This window comes from Nostoc sp. (assembly GCF_036917575.1).
Classification (GTDB): Bacteria; Cyanobacteriota; Cyanobacteriia; order Cyanobacteriales; family Nostocaceae; genus Nostoc.
Window position 1 is genome coordinate 135,081 of sequence record NZ_JBALDC010000050.1, and the last position, 14,432, is coordinate 149,512.

Genomic DNA, 14,432 nt, shown 5'->3' on the forward strand with positions numbered 1-14,432 from the left:
ATGGCACGCGCAAAGTTTGAAAGGAATAAACCCCACATCAATATCGGTACAGTTGGCCACGTTGACCACGGTAAAACTACCTTGACAGCAGCCATCACCATGACCTTGGCAGCTACGGGTCAGGCTGTAGCTAAGGGCTACGACCAAATTGATAATGCCCCAGAAGAAAAGGCACGGGGTATTACCATCAATACCGCTCACGTAGAGTATGAAACTGTAAATCGACACTATGCTCACGTAGACTGTCCAGGACACGCTGACTATGTGAAGAACATGATCACCGGTGCTGCACAGATGGACGGAGGTATCCTTGTAGTTGCTGCTACTGATGGTCCTATGCCTCAAACCCGCGAACACATACTGTTGGCAAAACAGGTTGGTGTTCCTAGTCTGGTTGTCTTCTTGAACAAAGAAGACTTGATGGATGACCCAGAACTCTTGGAACTAGTGGAACTAGAACTGAGAGAACTGTTAAGCAGCTATGATTTCCCTGGCGATGATATCCCTATTGTCAAAGGCTCTGGTCTGCAAGCTTTAGAAGCAATGACCAAGAATCCTAAGACCCAACGAGGAGAAAATCCTTGGGTAGACAAAATCTATGAACTGATGGATGCTGTAGATTCTTACATCCCCACACCTGAGCGAGATGTTGATAAACCATTCCTGATGGCTGTAGAAGACGTGTTTTCAATCACAGGTCGTGGAACTGTAGCCACTGGTCGGATTGAACGGGGTATAGTCAAAGTTGGCGATAACGTTGAACTAGTGGGTATCAGAGATACTCGCGCTACTACCGTAACTGGTATTGAAATGTTCAAGAAGAGTCTTGAGCAAGGTATGGCTGGAGATAACGCTGGCGTACTACTCCGGGGTATCCAGAAGGCTGATATTGAACGGGGTATGGTAATTGCCAAACCAGGTTCAATTAAACCTCATAATGAATTTGAAGGTGAAGTGTACGTCTTAACAGAAAAAGAAGGTGGTCGTAAGACTCCATTTTTCGCTGGCTACCGTCCCCAGTTCTACGTGCGGACAACCGATGTAACTGGTACTATCAAAGCCTACACCTCCGATGAAGGCAAAGAAGTAGAAATGGTGATGCCAGGCGATCGCATCAAGATGACAGTAGAATTGATCAACGCGATCGCGATTGAACAAGGAATGCGCTTCGCTATCCGCGAAGGTGGTCGCACCATCGGTGCTGGTGTCGTCTCCAAAATTATCAAGTAGCACCTTTTTGCTCATAACAAAGGAGCAGAGATGGTATGATTTTGCCTCTCTGCTCCTTTCTCTTCCCTCTATAAATAAGGTAATAGATTACAGGGGACAGGTAATAGTTTTCTGTAATTTTTACCCTGTAACCTATTACCTGTAAATACTCCCTTAATTACGCAGAACCTGGAAAATTAAAGATGGCAACTCTACAGCAGCAGAAGATTAGAATTCGCTTACAAGCCTTTGACAGGCGGTTATTAGACACATCTTGCGAGAAGATTGTAGACACAGCTAACCGCACCAACGCTACAGCTATAGGCCCAATTCCTTTACCAACAAAACGCCGGATCTATTGTGTGCTGCGATCGCCCCACGTAGATAAAGATTCACGGGAGCATTTTGAAACCCGTACTCATCGCCGGATTATTGACATTTACCAGCCCTCTTCTAAGACTATTGATGCCCTGATGAAATTGGATCTACCATCGGGCGTAGATATTGAAGTCAAACTTTAATTTAGTCATTAGTTATTAGCAAAGGACGAAAAATAAAGCGCAAAGTCGAGCTAGTCGCTCTCGGTAGGGTTTCCCGACTTGGGTGTTAGCGATAGCGAAGCGTTAGCGAGTCATCGAGCGTCAGCGGTAGCGACGCAGGAGCGTCACTGGCCTTGAGGAAAGGAAACCTCCGCTCAGAACTTTGTAACAGACGACAAATGACATTAGTATGAATATTTACACAGCCCTGAAGAAATATATCTCAGGGCTTTTATTTAGCTAGGAAACAAATGGTAGAATGTAGATAAAATACGGGAAAAGCAGAGAAAAAGAAATTTTAAAGATTAAGTTTATCTCAAAATAACAATGACATCATCTTCTAAAATTGCAGTTCGCGAACTACCTCTGTTCCCGTTACCCGAAGTAGTTTTGTTTCCTACTAGGCCATTACCCCTGCACATCTTTGAATTTCGCTACCGAATCATGATGAACACGATTTTGGAGAGCGATCGCAGGTTTGGTGTTTTGATGTTTGATCCAGTCAAAGGTACAATTGCAAACACTGGTTGTTGTGCTGAAATCATTCATCATCAACGGCTACCAGACGATCGGATCAAGATGATGACTTTAGGGCAGCAAAGATTTCGTGTATTAGAGTATGTTCGTGAAAAGCCATATCGCGTTGGTTTAGTTGAGTGGATTGAAGACCAACCACCTACTAAAGATTTGCGACCTTTATCAACTGAAGTAGAACAACTACTGCGAGATGTTGTACGTCTGTCAGCCAAATTAACCGAACAAAATATTGAATTGCCAGAAGATTTGCCCGATCTGCCAACAGAATTATCTTATTGGGTAGCTAGTAACCTTTATGGTGTCGCCGCAGAGCAGCAATTATTGTTAGAAATGCAAGATACTGTAACTCGTCTAGAACGGGAAGCAGAAATTTTAACTTCTACTCGGAATCACTTGGCAGCTCGCGCTGTTCTCAAAGACACATTTAACGAAAAGTGAGGAGTTAGAAAGAAATAACAAAAAATAAAAGATTGACAACTTATAATTTATAGTCCCAAATAGATAACTCTTAACTTTTCAAGTAAGGGTGTTGATCGCTAAAACATTGTAAGCGCCAAGAATTTTTAAAATCTCTGTGTGAGTAATTAATTCTGCTAAAGCAGATTGCATTTGTGCTTCCTTGGCATCTGCTTCTAAATCCATGAAAAATAAATATTCGCCTAGCGATCGCTTCGTCGGACGAGATTCTATCCGACTGAGGTTAATTCCTAGTTGAGCAAATATTTGCAAAGGTTTTACCAATGCTCCGGGTGTGTTGGCAGGCATACTAAAAGCCAGTGATGTGTGACTAACAGGCAGTTTTGTTGTCTGGTATGCAGCGTCCACTTTATCCTGACTTACCACCCAAAAACGAGTAAAGTTTTCTGGATTATCGTTGATACCACTAGCAAGTATCGGCAGATCGTAGAGTTGAGCTGCTCTACTAGAAGCGATCGCTGCCGTTGTTGTATCTTGCTGCAATCGTTGTAGTGCTTCGGTTGTGGAATTGCTGGGAATAATCTCCACAGTTGGGAGAAACCGCTCTAACCATCCCTGACATTGTGCCAAAGCTTGCGGGTGAGAGTAAACAGTTTTAATTTTATTTAAATTAGACGCGCAAGAAATTAACGTATGGGCAATGGGTAATACCAAAGCCAACTGAATACGCAAACTGTCTAACTGCCATAGTGTATCCATTGTTGTAGTCACACTCCCTTCAATAGAATTTTCTACTGGCACAACAGCCAAGTGAGCTTGACCATTAGCAACGGCGTGCAGTGATTGAGGGATAGTAGTATGAGGGCACAATATAGCTTCAGTTCGCGTACTTTTGCTAAACCAATTGACATAAAAAACAGCTGCTTGTTCTGTGTAAGTGCCGGGAGGCCCTAAATGTGCGATCGATAAAGTCATGCTTTTAGCGTTGAGTTGTAAGTTTAATGCCTAAACAGAGATTATGATATTTTGGTTTGGAAAATATATTCAACATCTACTCTACTAAACACTGTTATGTTTAAAATTTACGCACTAAACGGATAAAACAAAATATGTATTCAAGAAAACAAGTTATGCAAATCAGTCTTTTAGTATATAGATTTCCTAGCAGTTTTTTGCTAAATTTCTCTAAAGATTTAAGAGGAATGATATTGGCTTATAAAGTAAGCATATTATGGGTTTTGTGTCAAGACTAAAATTATAATCTATATTTCTTGAACTAAAGATAGAATGAGCCTACCAACTTTTTGTTAATGATATATAGCTGATAAGCAACAATCATTTTTATAATCAATAAATTCTGTAGTTTTCTAATAATCAGAAAGAAGTTGTTAAAAAAATATTAAAATTAAGAAACAGATATTTTTATTAGCTCATGGCTACCCGGTTTACTGCCTCCCAATCGGTTGAAATCGCTGTTCCAGAGCAGCCTATTCCCATTCAGCACTACTTGCGTCAGCCTCAACGTCTGGTTAAGGCTTTGGTTGACAATAGTCGGATTCAGCAGCTTTCGGAGGAAGTATTTCGCTTGAAAATGCGTCCGCTAACTTTTATGTCATTGAATATTCAACCTACTGTAGACATGAGAGTTTGGGCAGAATCAAATGGAATAATTTATTTGCGATCGCTAAACTGTGAAATTTTAGGATTTGAGTATGTTAACCAGCGCTTTGCTCTTAATTTAAAAGGGTATTTGTCTCCCAAAGAGTTTAGTACTGGCACTCGCCTGCAAGGAAAAGCTGATTTAGAAGTGCTGGTGGATTTCCCACCGCCATTTTCCTTCACTCCCAAGCCGATTTTAGAAGCTACTGGCAACGGTTTGCTCAAAAGCGTGCTGTTGTCGGTTAAGCAACGGTTATTAAATCAACTTTTGACGGATTATCGTTACTGGGTAATATCACAAACCAAAGATAAAGAACTTGACAGTGATATTACTGAATTACCAATCCTGAATGCTGAGTAATTATTTAATCAAGGAAGTACTCAGACTTTTAATTTGGCAAGGACGAAAAGACTGACGATGTAGGGGCGAGGGCCCGTATTGTTGCAAAGCCAGCTTATGCCGCTGGCTACCATAACCCTTGTTACACTCCAGATTGTACATAGGGTATTTTAATGCTAGACGTATTATCAGATCGTCACGCCAAACTTTAGCGACAATACTAGCAGAGGCAATAGCGAGCGATCGCTCGTCCCCTTTAACTATTGTTTGTTGCGGCAATTGCAAATCTTTGATTGACTGATTGCCATCAACCAAGCAGAGTGTGGGCTGTTGCTTTAACTTCAGCACAGCCCGCCTCATTGCTAACAGCGTTGCTTGCAAAATATTTATCTTGTCAATTTCGGCAGTAGAAGCAAACCCAATTTTCCAGTCTATAGCTAGCTCACAAATTTGCTGCGCTAGCTGAGTTCTCCGAGAACTAGACAACTTTTTACTGTCTTTAATTTTAGCTGCTATCAGTATTGGCAAAGCGTGATCTGGTAAAATCACTGCTGCCGCCACCACAGGGCCAAACAGAGCGCCTCGCCCTACTTCATCCACACCTGCAATCAACCCTGGAATTCCTGAGAAGGTAGAAAACTCTATCCAAGTGGATTGTTCCAAAGGTGTTGGCGATGTTTCTACCATAAAATAAATTAATTATCCTCGATCGCTGAGGAACGACGGCGGCGGCGGCGGTTGGCAGTGGCGCTACTATTAGCTTCGCTTTCATCTATGTTCTCATTTTCGGCGGCAGCTTTTGCAGACAAGCGTCCCGAAGGATCCACAGTCAACTCCGATGGTTCAGTTGTCTCTTCAATCAAAGATTTTTGTTCTGGCTCAATAACTTTTGGTGTCGGTATCTTGCTGGCAGTGATTTCCGGTGTTGCCTTTTGGGCAATAGTGATTATTTCCGGTGTTGCTTTTTGAACAATAGTTGATTCTGAGGTTGATTCAATTGGGGTCGTTGGTTGTTGACCGGGCTGAATCACATTAATAATCACAGACTTGGTATTTTTAACCTCTTGCTCTAACTTCACCAAGGGAGATATTCCCATCAAAGCAAATATATCCTGTTCTTGGAGGCTCATTTCTACAGTTCTAATTTCCGGTGGTTCTACCACTGGCTTAACTGGTTCTGCCTTGATAATTTTAGTACGCTCTACTCTTTCACTCCAACCTGGTTTACCAAGGGTGGGTGAGGGAATTTCTGGTGCAACTCCTAGTTCTGGTTCCATATCAAGGTCTAAGTCTGGCTCATTAACAAAAGCCAGGGGATTGGGAACAATCCGAGCTTCATCTTTGCCGTTTAATCCATTGACACCAATTCGACTGCGGCGAGTCCGGGTACGGCGCTTATCATTAAGTTCTTGATAACTAGGATGATTGATCAGATTTAGGTTGCTCAATTCCGAGTCACTGTCAAATGCTTCCCCAAATCCATCATAGGTTTCTCGTGGTTCCGGGATCCGGGCAGATGGTTGACGTGGTTCTCGGTGAGGCAAGGATATAAAACGCTCGCGATCTGGTGTCTCTGCTGGTGCTGGTATCGGTAATCGGTTTTCGATTTCTCCAGGCAGACGCACAGTATGTCCTAAACCGCCACAGGTGGGGCAAGTTTCACCAAACAATTCATAAATATTTTGACCCTGACGTTTGCGGGTCAATTCTACTAAACCCAGTTCGGTCAGTTGGGCAATTTGGGGACGAGCTTTGTCTGCTTTGAGTGCTTTATTAAAGTGTTCGAGAACTTGCAGTTGATCGCGTCGCGATTCCATATCGATGAAATCAACGACGATCACCCCAGCGATATTTCGCAGACGCAACTGACGAGCAATTTCTGTTGCCGCTTCGCAGTTTGTCCACAAAACTGTTTCTCTAGCTGTTGCCGATCGCGTGAAGGAACCTGAGTTAACATCGATTACGGTTAATGCTTCCGTCGGCTCAATGATAATGTAACCGCCAGAAGGTAGGTCTACTCTCGGTTTCAGGGCTTCTCTAATCGCAGCAGTGATGCGGAAGTACTCTAAAATTGAGGAGCGATCGCGATGATGGTCAATCAACAATCCCTGCGGTGTTTGACCGCCACTCCAATTCTGCAAGTACTGTTTGACGCGCTTCAAACCAGTACTGGAATCCACGACAATCCGATTTACATCCGCGCCGTACATATCCCGCAATACGCGCTGGATAAAGTCATCGTCTCGGTTGAGTAATGCTGGGGCACGGGTGGAATGGGCTTCCTGCTGAATCGCCTCCCATTGCTTTTGCAGTAACTCCAAATCTTCCATAATCGCTTCTTCGGGTTTGCCTTCTGCTTCTGTACGTACAAGCAAACCCATTCCCGCCGGTTTGACCAAAATCGCCAGTGCTCGTAAGCGGTTGCGCTCACTTTCACTTTTAATCCGTCGGGATAAATTTACGCCCCGACCATAAGGCATCAGTACCACGTAGCGTCCGGGTAAAGTAATATTACCTGTGAGCCTGGGCCCTTTTGTCCCTGTTGGCTCTTTCATTACTTGCACCAAAACTTTCTGTTGTGGTGCTAGTAGTTCTGTAATTGCCGATGCGGTACGCTTAAGCTTCAATGGACCCAAGTCGGTGACGTGAATAAAACCGTTGCGCTCTGGGTCGCCAATATTGACAAAAGCCGCATCTATCCCAGGTAATACGTTTTCTACTACTCCTAAGTATATGTCACCTATTTGATGATGACCTGTAGCAACAACAAGTTCCTGTATTTGATCTTCAGAAAAAACCGCAGCAATTTGGTGCTGCTCCGCGATGATAATTTGTTTTGGCATTCAATTTCCTCAAAAATTGGCAGCACTTACAGGTTTGAGGTTTTTGTATCAAGTCCGGTTAATTACTTAATAATTCAAAACTACCTGCGTCTTGGCGTCAGTTTTAATTACCAGTCTTTCTCGGTTTGATATTATACTTTCGCTGCCCTCGCAACCCTCAAAAAGCGCTACTGGTAATAAAAATCACAAATCTGAGCTTCTAAGTTAAATAGCTATTGGCGCTCTTAAGAGCGTTTCCACGGCTGATTATTCCAGAACTGCTGCATATCGTTTAAGCAATTAAATCAACCGTCTGTGGTTGATTTATAATGCAATACTCTCAATCAAGAGAGTTCTGAGTTGAAGTTCTAAATCCTGAGTAAGCATTTTAACTCAAGATGCTTTATTTGAGAGGAACCTACTGAATTCGTTAAGAAAAAGAAGCTATTTCTATTTTCCATTCCCCGGATTTATTTTAGGGTTATACTCAACAGCTCCAGTTACTACCTTACCTCGATTCGCTCTAGCCTAAGACAAGCAACGCTTTGCGCGTCTGGCGAACGTCTACAATTCGGCATAACCGACAGCAGTTGCTTTAACTTTAAAAAAAGTAATGCACTAGCTCTTGGGCACTACGTGGATTAGACATTCAGCAGTTGTTTTAAAAGCATGAATTTGGAGAAGCTAACTAAGCCTGCTGTTAGTTACTGATTCACAAGGTAGCTATAGAGAGAGTGTGCATTCTTTAATCTGCTTTTTGTTTGTCTAGAATAAAATCCTAGAAGTTGCACTCTAATTTTTTTGCTTTTGCCCCCTGAATACCAGGGTAGTGAATCAGCTAATTCAATGCAGCGCCAGAAAATTTCTCTTCACCCTATTCTAACGCAACCTTGCTAAAAATCAATTCCTACGATCTGCCATCTTCGGACAACTACTAGCAAGTTGCTCTACAGGGATTATACCCCTAAAATTAGCCGATTACGGTGGATATGCAAAAGTTGAAATTCTATATTAGCCACTGTTTGTAGCATAAACAGGATTTGTTCGGGACGCAACAGCAAACCGTCCTGGCGATAGCTACCTAGATAACGGATTACAGATGACATAGATTCTGCAACGCAATTGTAGTTTTCTACTAATTCCAGTTCAAATAAGCGATCGCGCAGATTTATTAACTGGCTTTTGCCTGATTTAGTTATTTGCTCGTACCAAAGTTCCTCTTTTGCTTTGATTGTATCAATCCAGCTTTGCCATTGTATGGGTGTTGTTTCTGCAAGTGCTGCTACAGTAATTAAATACTCTGCGGACTCTAGCAGTTGGGTAGCGGCACTAGCTTTTAAATCTATCTGCTCCACATTATATATAGGTATGTTCGTGGGCATTTCCCGAACCAACTTTTCTCTAAAAGCATCAACTTCTACTGGCACAGTTAACTCAAAATCTGCAATTTCACAGTTGCTAGTAGCTCCTAAAGCCAAAGCAGTTGCTAGAGAAATCCGTGGCATTGGGTGAAATCCACCAGTAAAAGCAATTGGTAAGCTTGCTCGCCGCACAACTCGGTCAAACAGACGGAGTAAATCGAGATGGCTGATCAAAGCCATATTACCTTGTTTTCCAAACCAAACTCGCAGTCTTTGCGCCTTAGTTGTGTTGGGGACAAACTCACCAGTGAATTTTGGGATAGTAGGTGATTCAATCACCACGTTATGCCCAAAGTCGGTGCCACAGACGCCACAATGAGAACAACCTTCAAAAGAGCAGTCGGGTACAATTGCAGCTTCTAGAGCGCGTTGCAAGTCTTCTTTGAGCCACTTTTTGTCAATCCCGGTATCAATATGATCCCAAGGTAGGGGAATATCAAGGGAGTGAGTGCTGAGTGGGGTATTCTCCTGTGCTTCTGTGCCCTTGTGCGCTTCTATGTCAAACAAATTCCATTCGCCATTTTCTACTTGGCGGTATTTCCAATCTAAATCGGCTTGGGCGATCGCATCTCCCCAAGCACTAAAAGCCCGATCTAAATTTTCATACCAGGAATCCATACCTGCACCCAATTCCCAGGCACGGCGAACTACTTTGCTCAAATTGCGATCGCCTCGTCCCACAAAATCTTCCATTGCCGAAATGCGGACATCGGTAAAATTTACCTTCACTGCCTTGATTCGGCGGAATTCTTGCCGCAACAGGTTTTGTTTTCGCTTAAATTCAGCAGTAGAAACTGAGTGCCACTGGAATGGTGTATGAGGCTTGGGCGTAAAGTTAGAAATTGTCAGGTTAAAGTTTAGGGGTTTTCTGCCTTTGCCTCGACATTCTCGCTGTAGCCAGCTTACTGTTTCCGCAATGCCCAAAACGTCAGCATCCGTTTCACCTGGCAAGCCAATCATAAAATACAACTTTATTTTATCCCAGCCTTGTTCCCAAGCCGTTTTCACTCCTCGCAACAATTCTTCATTCGTCAACCCCTTATTCACAATGTCTCGCATCCGCTGAGTCCCAGCTTCTGGAGCAAAAGTCAGTCCACCTTGCCGCGTACCTCCCAGGATATTGGCAATATTCTCATCAAATCTGTCTACCCGTTGGCTTGGTAGAGTTAAAGAAATATTTTCATTTTTTAAGCGATTTTTGATTTCCATCCCCACTGCTGGTAGGGATAAATAATCAGAACAACTCAGAGATAGTAGGGAAAACTCATTGTAACCAGTTGCTCGCATTCCCTGTTCAATTGCTTCTACAACTTTATCAGGTTCTACATCCCGTGCTGGTCGAGTCAGCATTCCTGGTTGACAGAAGCGACAGCCACGAGTGCAACCACGCCGAATCTCAATACTCAAGCGGTCATGAACCGTTTCTACATAGGGAACTAACCCGATGGAATATGCTGGTATCGGAGTTGCAACCCGTCGCAGAATTCGTTTTGGCACATCCGGGCGACAAGGATGAACTGAGCCATCCTTTGCCATGTCGTAAAATTGAGGGACATATACGCCTGGTATCTGTGCTAAATCCAGTAATATATCTTCCCGACTCAATCTAGCTTGTTTGCCTTCTTCCAACACCAAGCCAATTTCTGGTAGTAGTTCCTCTCCATCTCCTAGGGCGATAAAGTCAAAGAAGTCAGCATAAGGCTCAGGATTTGATGTCGCTGTTTGCCCACCAGCGAAAATCAACGGAAAGGATGACTGGGTATCAGTAGATTCCCTGAGTTTCTGTCTCTCTCGCCATGTTAAAGGAATTCCTGCCAAATCCAACATTTCCAGGATATTAGTTGCACCCAGTTCGTAACTGAGGCTAAAGCCTAAAATGTCGAAATCTGTCAGCGATCGCTTTGACTCTACCGCAAACAATGGCGTATTAGTTTCGCGTAGTTTGGCTGCCAGGTCTTTTCCTGGGAGGTAGGCGCGATCGCACAATTGACGCGGTTGGGCATTTAAGATGTTATAAAGGATAACGTGCCCTAAATTAGATGCACCGACTTCATACACTTCTGGGTAGGTTAAAACCCAATGTATTGCTGTCGTATCCCAAGGTTTATGTACTGCTAACAGCTCGTTACCCAGATAACGGGCTGGTTTTAAAATATCTGACGTTATTAATCTTTCAACTGCAACAACCACTGTGCTATCTTCTAGCTACCTTAATTACAGCTATCCAACCCCAACCTTAGCATTGAATTAGATTTTATAACATAATTTCTCGTTGCAACTTACAACTCCTTTACAAAAACTCTACTTATTGCCTGAACCTTTGTGCTTTTACATAAAGTTATGTTTGGGTCAATTCAGTTTCAGCGTCTGATATTTCAAATACCTGATCGAGTTGTGTTAGTTCAAAAATAATTCTAATTTGTGGAGTAACAGCACAAAGTCGGCAACTTCTTCCTAAAGTAAGAGCCAGCTTGTGTGTAGATAACAATGCCATCAACCCCGCGCTGTCTAACGATTCTACTGCTGCAAGGTCTACTACCAAGATGGAAATACCATTTTGCGCCAACGCTGTAGTCATATCTCGTTCAAATTCCAAGGCGTTTGCAGCATTTAAACACCCTTGGGGGCGAATGACTGCAATCTTGGGATAGTTAAGCACTACTTGCATAGTTACATCCTATTAAGAATTTTGAAGCGTGAAGTTAAGGATTATTTGAACATAAGCTCTATTTTGTTGCATCGACCATACGTCTTAGCTCTCTTTGCTGAATCTTTATTGCTTTAGTATGTCTGTTTAAAGATTGTTATAATTCCAAGTTAAAATGTGTTTATATATACTTTTTTTTTATGTCACTTCAAAAACAATCAACTATAGACGGCCATAGAGCAGACAAATTATCAGTAACTATGCTGATAAACCTTGCTTAGTCTATAACTAAAGCTAATTTAGCCAAGTCTTAACGGTAGGTTAAATCTTTCACTTTAACGTTGTTGATGGTATACAGCAACGTTAAAGTGAATTATCTAGTTAACTAATTAAATTGTGATATATATCACTAGTGAGTTAGTGTTTGGATCGCTCTTTATACTGAGGCCGATCTGGGATGATTAGTGTCATATTACAGTTGGATTATTACTTATGAGAACTCAGTACGCTATTCGTAAACTAGTAGAAAAAGCTCTTGACATTAAAAAACTAACTCCTGAGATAGAGAATGAAATCAACTCAGAACTGACGGAATTGGGTTACATTTCTGATGTTGATTACGAAGCCTTAGAATTATTAATGGCAGAGATGGATGCTGGACGAATCCAGTTGGTTCCTAGCTTGGGATTTTAAAATAATTCATAATGACGCTCTTGACGAGACGCTGCACTAATGTAATGACACTCTCTACAAGAAGTTGTGTATAGCTTGCTTTTCTTTAAGGGTATGAGGACTCCCTAACATAATTCGTAATTAAATTTAGCAGGGGGACAAGGAAGACAAGGAAGAATTATTGAAGAAGTCTTTACGTTGTCTATTCTCCATACCCAATGCCCGATCGCTAATCCTTAATCCCCAACCCTTCTTGATATGCTTGCCAAAGTTGGTGAATAAACTGATTGAGTTGCTGCTTGGCGGCTGAATCAGGTTCAGTTTTTGGTTCTTTCGCTAAAAGTTGGCTCAAGAAGGTAATTACTTCTGTATCTAATGCTGGGCGAAATGAATTGGCAGGCCAAAGTAAGTCAGACGCATCTCGCAAATCGGTAATTAAGGGTGATTCTTCTATGAAAGTAACCATTAATAAAGGACGTACCCAGCATAGCTGGCGGGAAACTACAAATTGAATGACTTCTGCATACAGGTTCCTGTCGCCATACTCTAAAGACACAATTTGTCCCGGTTGAAGAAAATCTAGGCTCATGTCCATCTTGGGCAGGGGCAAGGATTATTTTGCTTGCAACTTCCTTAATCTTAAAAGGAAAAATGCGTTACGTTTAAGGAAAGCTTATGTAAGATTAGGGTAGCACTCTTACGGCAGCCATGTCTTAGACGTGTGCCTTATCAAGTGGCTACGCAAAAATAATACAACTAATCCTTAGCAGTCAAGGGTTTTCCTAGCATAGTATCTGAGCAGAAATACTATAGAATAGGTAAATAACTGTTGAGCGATCGCTAGACAGAGATTTTGTTGTAGTGAAGTAACGAGAAAAGAGCAAAGAGCCGTGTCAGTTGAAACCATTGAAAAGCCTTCCACAACCCGCAAGCTCGCGCCTCGGTATCGCGTTTTGCTCCATAACGATGACTACAACTCTATGGAGCATGTTGTACAGTCACTAATAGCTACTGTACCTAGCCTTACCCAACCCCAAGCTGTGAGCATTATGATGGAAGCCCATACTAACGGGCTAGCTTTAGTTATTACTTGCGCCCTAGAACACGCTGAGTTTTATTGCGAAACATTGATAAGTCACGGTTTAAGTAGCACCATTGAACCTGATGAATAGTCATTGGTCATTGGTCATTGGTCAAAATTTGGAGTATTGACTAGTGATTGATGATTTAACTTAGTATGAAAAAAAACCTTGTCCGTTTAGCTGAACGCCCTGCCCTTATTAGGCTGGGTGCTTTTATTTTGACTTTATTGCTGCTATGGTTGCCATTGGCTACACCAATATACTTACTAGTGCATGATTCAAACTTAGAAAGTATATTGACATTGGTATTGTTATATGCTGTATTTATTTTTATTCTGAGATTATGGGGTAAATATGTCTACCAGCAGCCCCAAATTCTGTGGCATTATGGCTTAGAATTCACGCGGCAAAATGGTGTAGATTTGCTGCGTGGCTTGGCTTTGGGGATAATTAATATTCTGATACTTTTTGGGGTAGAAAGTTTGTTGGGTTGGTTGGTGTGGCAACAACCGAAAGTTTTTTTGCTGAAAGTAATTTTAGAGGGTTTACTTGTTGGCTTAGGTGTTGGATTTGCTGAGGAATTGTTATTCCGAGGCTGGTTGCTAGATGAATTACAACGAGATTACAGTCCACGTGTGGCACTGTGGACAGATGCAACTGCGTTTGCTACATTGCACTTTATTAAACCCTTGGAGGCAATTATTCATACACTGCCGCAATTTCCAGCTTTAGTACTGCTGGGGTTAACGCAAGTATGGGGAAAGCGTTGGCAAAGGGGACGCTTGGGTTTCCCAATTGGTTTGCATGGTGGTTTAGTTTGGGGTTACTACATTATTAATGTGGGTAAATTAGTGAAATATTCTGGCCAAGTTCCTGATTGGGTAACTGGTGTGAATAATAATCCCCTGCAAGGAGTGATGGGGGTGTTGTTAATGAGTGTACTAGCTTTGTGGATACGAGGGCGAACAGTGAAAAATTAAAGATGAGTAATGAAGTTGTAGAAAAATAAAATATCGGCTAAAAAGAAAATACATTAATATTCCATTTACGCAAAGTGTCAAAGTGTAGCCAAAAGGCTTTTAGAGAT

The 14,432-nt window shown here is 42.1% G+C and carries 13 protein-coding genes; 7 read left to right on the top strand and 6 right to left on the bottom strand.

From position 1 onward, the window contains the following. The 3 genes from tuf to V7K79_RS13975 all read left to right on the top strand — a co-directional run bounded on the left by tuf (nt 1) and on the right by V7K79_RS13975 (nt 2,723). Nucleotides 1-1,230: an elongation factor Tu gene (gene tuf, locus V7K79_RS13965; protein ID WP_335048488.1), complete on the top strand. Its 1,230-nt coding sequence runs from the start codon at nt 1-3 to the stop codon at nt 1,228-1,230. Between the two features lie 182 nt (nt 1,231-1,412). After that, a complete protein-coding gene (gene rpsJ / locus V7K79_RS13970; RefSeq protein WP_008232935.1) occupies nt 1,413-1,730 on the top strand; it encodes a 30S ribosomal protein S10 in 318 nt (105 codons plus the stop codon). A gap of 345 nt (nt 1,731-2,075) precedes the next feature. Continuing rightward, nucleotides 2,076-2,723: an LON peptidase substrate-binding domain-containing protein gene (locus V7K79_RS13975; RefSeq protein WP_335048490.1), complete on the top strand. Its 648-nt coding sequence runs from the start codon at nt 2,076-2,078 to the stop codon at nt 2,721-2,723. A 78-nt stretch (nt 2,724-2,801) separates the two neighbouring features. Here V7K79_RS13975 and pheA read toward each other — a convergent pair whose 3' ends face one another. Next, entirely contained in the window at nt 2,802-3,677 is an 876-nt protein-coding gene (pheA, locus tag V7K79_RS13980) for a prephenate dehydratase (protein ID WP_335048491.1), read from the bottom strand. A gap of 457 nt (nt 3,678-4,134) precedes the next feature. Between pheA and V7K79_RS13985 the strand changes: the two genes are divergently transcribed. Beyond that, complete coding sequence (locus V7K79_RS13985) at nt 4,135-4,722, top strand: DUF1997 domain-containing protein (RefSeq protein WP_335048493.1); 588 nt, start codon at nt 4,135-4,137, stop codon at nt 4,720-4,722. On the opposite strand, the gene V7K79_RS13990 is transcribed toward V7K79_RS13985, so the two are convergent. The 4 genes from V7K79_RS13990 to V7K79_RS14005 form a co-directional block, all read right to left on the bottom strand. Then, nucleotides 4,723-5,388, bottom strand: coding sequence for a ribonuclease HII (locus tag V7K79_RS13990; protein WP_335048495.1), 666 nt, complete (start codon nt 5,386-5,388; stop codon nt 4,723-4,725). An 8-nt stretch (nt 5,389-5,396) separates the two neighbouring features. Then, nucleotides 5,397-7,544: an Rne/Rng family ribonuclease gene (locus V7K79_RS13995; RefSeq protein ID WP_335048497.1), complete on the bottom strand. Its 2,148-nt coding sequence runs from the start codon at nt 7,542-7,544 to the stop codon at nt 5,397-5,399. Between the two features lie 935 nt (nt 7,545-8,479). Continuing rightward, on the bottom strand, nt 8,480-11,134 hold the full coding sequence (locus V7K79_RS14000) for a TIGR03960 family B12-binding radical SAM protein (protein WP_335048498.1): 2,655 nt from the start codon (nt 11,132-11,134) through the stop codon (nt 8,480-8,482). A gap of 148 nt (nt 11,135-11,282) precedes the next feature. Continuing rightward, nucleotides 11,283-11,612 carry an STAS domain-containing protein gene (locus V7K79_RS14005; protein ID WP_335048499.1) on the bottom strand — a complete coding sequence of 110 codons (330 nt, stop codon included), beginning with the start codon at nt 11,610-11,612 and terminating at the stop codon, nt 11,283-11,285. 471 nt (nt 11,613-12,083) lie between these two features. Between V7K79_RS14005 and V7K79_RS14010 the strand changes: the two genes are divergently transcribed. Then, nucleotides 12,084-12,284 (top strand): hypothetical protein, encoded by a 201-nt coding sequence (locus tag V7K79_RS14010; protein ID WP_094349495.1) that lies wholly within the window; start codon nt 12,084-12,086, stop codon nt 12,282-12,284. A gap of 208 nt (nt 12,285-12,492) precedes the next feature. On the opposite strand, the gene V7K79_RS14015 is transcribed toward V7K79_RS14010, so the two are convergent. Further along, the gene (locus tag V7K79_RS14015) at nt 12,493-12,858 is read right to left on the bottom strand and encodes a hypothetical protein (RefSeq protein WP_335048896.1); all 366 of its coding nucleotides are present in this window, start codon (nt 12,856-12,858) and stop codon (nt 12,493-12,495) included. A gap of 295 nt (nt 12,859-13,153) precedes the next feature. Here V7K79_RS14015 and clpS point away from each other — a divergent pair, with 295 nt between their 5' ends. Next, a complete protein-coding gene (gene clpS / locus V7K79_RS14020) occupies nt 13,154-13,435 on the top strand; it encodes an ATP-dependent Clp protease adapter ClpS (RefSeq protein ID WP_104907504.1) in 282 nt (93 codons plus the stop codon). 65 nt (nt 13,436-13,500) lie between these two features. Continuing rightward, nucleotides 13,501-14,325: a CPBP family intramembrane glutamic endopeptidase gene (locus V7K79_RS14025; protein WP_335048501.1), complete on the top strand. Its 825-nt coding sequence runs from the start codon at nt 13,501-13,503 to the stop codon at nt 14,323-14,325. Nucleotides 14,326-14,432: the final 107 nt, after the last annotated feature.

What these genes read in the sequence shown, in the direction of transcription:
- V7K79_RS14025 (WP_335048501.1), top strand. Translation starts at nt 13,501, where the DNA reads ATGAAAAAAAACCTTGTCCGTTTAGCTGAACGCCCTGCCCTTATTAGG.
- V7K79_RS14010 (WP_094349495.1), top strand. Translation starts at nt 12,084, where the DNA reads ATGAGAACTCAGTACGCTATTCGTAAACTAGTAGAAAAAGCTCTTGAC.
- V7K79_RS14015 (WP_335048896.1), bottom strand. Translation starts at nt 12,858, where the DNA reads ATGGACATGAGCCTAGATTTTCTTCAACCGGGACAAATTGTGTCTTTA.
- V7K79_RS13985 (WP_335048493.1), top strand. Translation starts at nt 4,135, where the DNA reads ATGGCTACCCGGTTTACTGCCTCCCAATCGGTTGAAATCGCTGTTCCA.
- pheA (WP_335048491.1), bottom strand. Translation starts at nt 3,677, where the DNA reads ATGACTTTATCGATCGCACATTTAGGGCCTCCCGGCACTTACACAGAA.
- tuf (WP_335048488.1), top strand. Translation starts at nt 1, where the DNA reads ATGGCACGCGCAAAGTTTGAAAGGAATAAACCCCACATCAATATCGGT.
- V7K79_RS13990 (WP_335048495.1), bottom strand. Translation starts at nt 5,388, where the DNA reads ATGGTAGAAACATCGCCAACACCTTTGGAACAATCCACTTGGATAGAG.
- V7K79_RS14005 (WP_335048499.1), bottom strand. Translation starts at nt 11,612, where the DNA reads ATGCAAGTAGTGCTTAACTATCCCAAGATTGCAGTCATTCGCCCCCAA.
- V7K79_RS13995 (WP_335048497.1), bottom strand. Translation starts at nt 7,544, where the DNA reads ATGCCAAAACAAATTATCATCGCGGAGCAGCACCAAATTGCTGCGGTT.
- V7K79_RS13975 (WP_335048490.1), top strand. Translation starts at nt 2,076, where the DNA reads ATGACATCATCTTCTAAAATTGCAGTTCGCGAACTACCTCTGTTCCCG.
- rpsJ (WP_008232935.1), top strand. Translation starts at nt 1,413, where the DNA reads ATGGCAACTCTACAGCAGCAGAAGATTAGAATTCGCTTACAAGCCTTT.